4 protein-coding genes, 1 pseudogene and 1 other annotated feature are annotated in these 3,947 nt (G+C 38.9%); of the genes and pseudogenes, 2 read left to right on the forward strand and 3 right to left on the reverse strand.

The window, feature by feature from the left end; all coding sequences use genetic code 11:
- Both L655_RS0104310 and L655_RS0104315 read right to left on the reverse strand, forming a co-directional pair.
- On the reverse strand, window positions 1-418 hold a 418-nt coding region (locus L655_RS0104310; protein ID WP_139016270.1), incomplete at its 3' end, for an IS3 family transposase.
- Window positions 347-463, reverse strand: a sequence feature (AL1L pseudoknot). Its footprint overlaps the gene before it by 72 nt.
- Complete coding sequence (locus L655_RS0104315; RefSeq protein WP_024604194.1) at window positions 421-741, reverse strand: transposase; 321 nt, start codon at window positions 739-741, stop codon at window positions 421-423. Its footprint overlaps the feature before it by 43 nt.
- A gap of 268 nt (window positions 742-1,009) precedes the next feature.
- Here L655_RS0104315 and L655_RS01000000125060 point away from each other — a divergent pair, with 268 nt between their 5' ends.
- Complete coding sequence (locus tag L655_RS01000000125060) at window positions 1,010-2,791, forward strand: TonB-dependent receptor (RefSeq protein ID WP_050582185.1); 1,782 nt, start codon at window positions 1,010-1,012, stop codon at window positions 2,789-2,791.
- Between the two features lie 607 nt (window positions 2,792-3,398).
- Complete coding sequence (locus L655_RS0104325; RefSeq protein ID WP_002958250.1) at window positions 3,399-3,701, forward strand: H-NS histone family protein; 303 nt, start codon at window positions 3,399-3,401, stop codon at window positions 3,699-3,701.
- On the opposite strand, the pseudogene L655_RS1000000127700 reads toward L655_RS0104325, so the two are convergent.
- Window positions 3,693-3,947 (reverse strand): annotated as a pseudogene (locus tag L655_RS1000000127700) (hypothetical protein); the annotation flags it as partial. The gene L655_RS0104325 and the pseudogene L655_RS1000000127700 sit on opposite strands and share 9 nt — an antisense overlap.

The raw sequence follows: 3,947 nt of genomic DNA on the forward strand, positions 1-3,947 counted from the left end.
CATAGGTGATGTCAGCTACCCAAAGTTGATTTGGCTGCTCAGCAGTAAATTGACGATTAACTAAATCAAGTGGCTTATCTTGTTGCTCGTCAGGTATCGTTGTCTTATGTGCTTTACCCCGACGAACACCTTGAATTCCCATAACTCGCATCAATCGTTCGACTGTACAGCGGGCGACTTGATGGTCGTCAAGCTGTAGCTGCTTCCATATTTTTCTTGCACCATAAACTGACATATTATCCTCCCACACTTCGCGAATGAGTATTATCAGCTCAGCATCACGCTTTTTGCGGTTAGACAGTCGCTCAGGCTCTCTTTGTATCTGTTTATGAGAATAATACGTTGATGGTGCAATCGGCAATTCCTTGCAAATTGACTCGACACCGTAATGCTCTCTGCAAGCATCAATAAAATCCACTATTACTTCTGTTTGCGGTCGAGCTCCGCTTGGGCGAAAAAAGCGGCAGCTTGCCTCAGGATATCATTCGTTCGCTTGAGCTCTTTATTCTCGCGCTCTAAGATGGCAAGGCGTTCTTCAGTTGATGGCGTATTAGAAGAGGGTTTAGACGGTTGAGCTTGAGATTTCTTGACCCATGCTCTAAGTGTTTCTGGGGTACATCCCAGTTTATCTGAAATCGATACTAGCGCAGCCCAAAGAGAAGGGTATTCATGCTGTTGTGTGGTAACAAGCCTAATTGCACGTTCACGAAATTCTGATGTATAGCGATTTGATTTTTTCATAGTTCCAGTTTCTCAAGTTATTGAGTCTCTGGCAAACACGGGGCGATTCATACCTAGTGCTGAAGGTGGTGATACAAATCGTTTTAACGTAAGTACAGGTTACTCTGGTGAGAAGGGTAATATTACATTAACTTATGAATATTATGATGCTGAATCAGTATTCGATAGAGATATTTGGAAATTAAATGATGAGACTTATGCTGATTATTCGTCATTTAGCTCAGTTCCAAATGGTAATGGTGCTAGTGGTTGGGTTACAAGCCCTACTATGTGTGCAGAATCAAATAACACGGTTGATGGAGGCACTCGTTGTTTATATAACTATGGTGCAGTAACCAAGTTATTTGGTGATACTACTCAGAACTCAATGCTTTCAAATTTCAATTATGAATTCACTGATAACTTAAAGTTCCGCGGTCGCGCGAGTGCATCACTTTCTGAAACTGATTCTCGCTATGCAGGTACACCAGTATCTACAAACCAACCAACTATGTTGGCTGATAATCCTCTAAACCCTGTAGGCGAAGATTTAACTCTATACATGCGCTCAGCTAACATTGGTGAGCGAGATACTCGTACTGAAATTAATAGTATTGATTTCTTGGGTGGTTTAGTCGGTTTTGTAGATGTTGCAAATGGTATTGACTGGGAATTTAATGTACAACACAGCCGTTCTACAACTAATTCATTTAATACAAACCTTATAAATGATGATGTTGTTCAAAAGCTAGTTGATAGTGGTGAGTATGATATATTTAACACATCAGGAATGAGCTTTGCTGACTGGGATAGCAGCATGAAGGATTTGTATGGTCAAGCTGCTCATACAGGTGTGTATCAAGCTCGTTTTACAAGTACTCAATTTGATACGGTAGCATCTACATTATTGTTTGATAATGGTGATGTTTCTATTGCTGGTGTAGTTGGTGCTGAATTTGAGCAAGTAGAATTTGAACAAATGAGCGACCCTCAATCGGCCTCTGGTCGAGTGTCAGGTGGTTCAGGTGGTGATGATGTTAATGCAGAGCGTGACAGAACATCTGTATATTCAGAGCTACAAGTAAACTTACCATACAATGTTGATATTAAAGCAGCTGTTCGATATGACAAATACGAGCAAGAAGGTGACGTTGGTTCACAATTTGTATCAGGAACATTCGATAACGTTGCCCCTCAAATTGGTGTTGCATGGCGTCCTTCTGATGCGCTATTAGTTCGAGCTAGCTGGGGTGAATCGTTCCGTGCACCTAACATGGGCGAAATGTTCTCTAGTCAGGCATTAAGCTTCGAAAAAGCTTACGATACAATTTGGTGTGATACGCAAGGCAATGCAGGTTCTGATGCTATTTACTGTAACCCAAATGCTTCACAGCAACATAAGACTTGGTTTGGTGGTAATCCAGATCTTGAGCCAGAAGAAGGTGAATCATTTACAACAGGTTTTGTTTGGAATGTAACAGATGACTTATCTGTAGAGCTTTCTTACTATAATATTAAGTTAGAAAACAGAATTGCAGCTGTAAGTGTTGAGCGCCTATTAAAAGACGAGCAAGACAATGGTTCTAACCCTGCAGTAGTTCGCGATCCAAACACAGGTCGTATTGATGTAATGTACAGCTTTGACCAAAATATGGCGAGTTTAGAAACGTCAGGTTTTGATTTTAAAACAGCTTATATGTTTGAGTCTAGCATTGGTAATTTCGCTCTTAAAGGTGAGCTAAGTTATGTAAGCGACTTTGAAGAAGTAACAGAAAAAGGCGCTGATGCGTTTGATTATGCTGGTCTGCAAGAGTACCCAGAGCTTCGTGGTAATGTTACCTTTGATTGGACAAATGATGCATTTGGTGCAGCATGGACTACATACTACATAGGCGACCAAGACTCAGGTAATGAAGAGTATGGTGTAACATATTTAGCTGATATTCCAAGCTATATTAAACACAATATCCAAGTATCATATAACCATGAATGGAATGGTAAGTTTGTACTAGGTGTGAACAATGTGTTTGATAAAGAAGCACCACAGCTAAACGATGGCACTAGAGGTTAACGTGACGCTTCAACATCATTATATGATGTTTTAGGCCGAGCTGTATTTTTAAAAGTTGAACAAAACTTCTAAGAATCGTTTATAGATTATGTTTCGTCTTTAATACGTTGACGATTATAATAAAAGGTCAGTTGCTTATGCTTCTGACCTTTTTACATTTGGTTTGCTATTTTATCTTCAAAATTTAGATTATGGGTTGTATGTACTTACTGACCCACTTAATTTTTAAGTTTGTTACCTTGTAATTTCCGATGATATTCACCTGACACTAAGAATAGATAATGTGGCTTTCTTAATTGAGTCGAAGTAATGATATTTGCAAATTACATATAAGTTCTTAGCTGCTTTATTGTACTGAAAGCTGGGATTTATTATTCAACGGATTAGTAGTGTTTTTTATCGACTATATGTTTTTATAAAATGAAGTTCCCTTATACATCGACAATTTATATTAAATTATTCCTAATTTAATAAGGTAAGACTAATAGCGTATATTTAATAGAGAGATTATTTAGTTTATATCTTGTAATAGTCATTCCTGAGAAATAGCCTTATACTAAAAAAGAATATTTAAATAATTCCAATCACACAATTTAGCGAGATATAGATGAAAGAAGTCCGATCTTTTATTAAAACAGCATCATTAACAGAGCTTGAAAAAGCTCAACAGCTTATCAATGATGCAATTTCAAAATATACCCAGCAGCAAAAAGCGAAACAGGAAGTTTTGGATCTTTTAAAAGAAAAAGGACTTACGCTAGAAGATTTACAAGATGGAGCATCAGACAAGCGCACTAAAGTTAAGCCTAAGTACCGCATGGAACTTAATGGTGAGACTATTGAATGGACTGGCCGAGGCCGTCGTCCTAAAGCGTTTGAAGGTGTTGAGCTTGAAAAGTTTTTAGCTTAAAGCTAAATATAAGAGAAGCTTCGGCTTCTCTTTTTTGTTTGCCCAGCGAAGCTGGCAAACCCGATAGGCTGAAAGATGCCTTATCACCCTGACTAAGGGGAAGATAATCTGAATGGCAAGGGCGTCACTGGCCAACGGTGGGGTCTGAAGGAAGCCATAAGAAGTTAGAGGTACACAACTAACCGTAACCTGTTTCGGCAGTATTGGTGGGTCAGCGTGCAAAATAGCGCAACGCCCTATACTTAG

This window comes from Pseudoalteromonas sp. TAE79 (genome assembly GCF_000498015.1).
Lineage (GTDB): Bacteria > Pseudomonadota > Gammaproteobacteria > Enterobacterales > Alteromonadaceae > Pseudoalteromonas.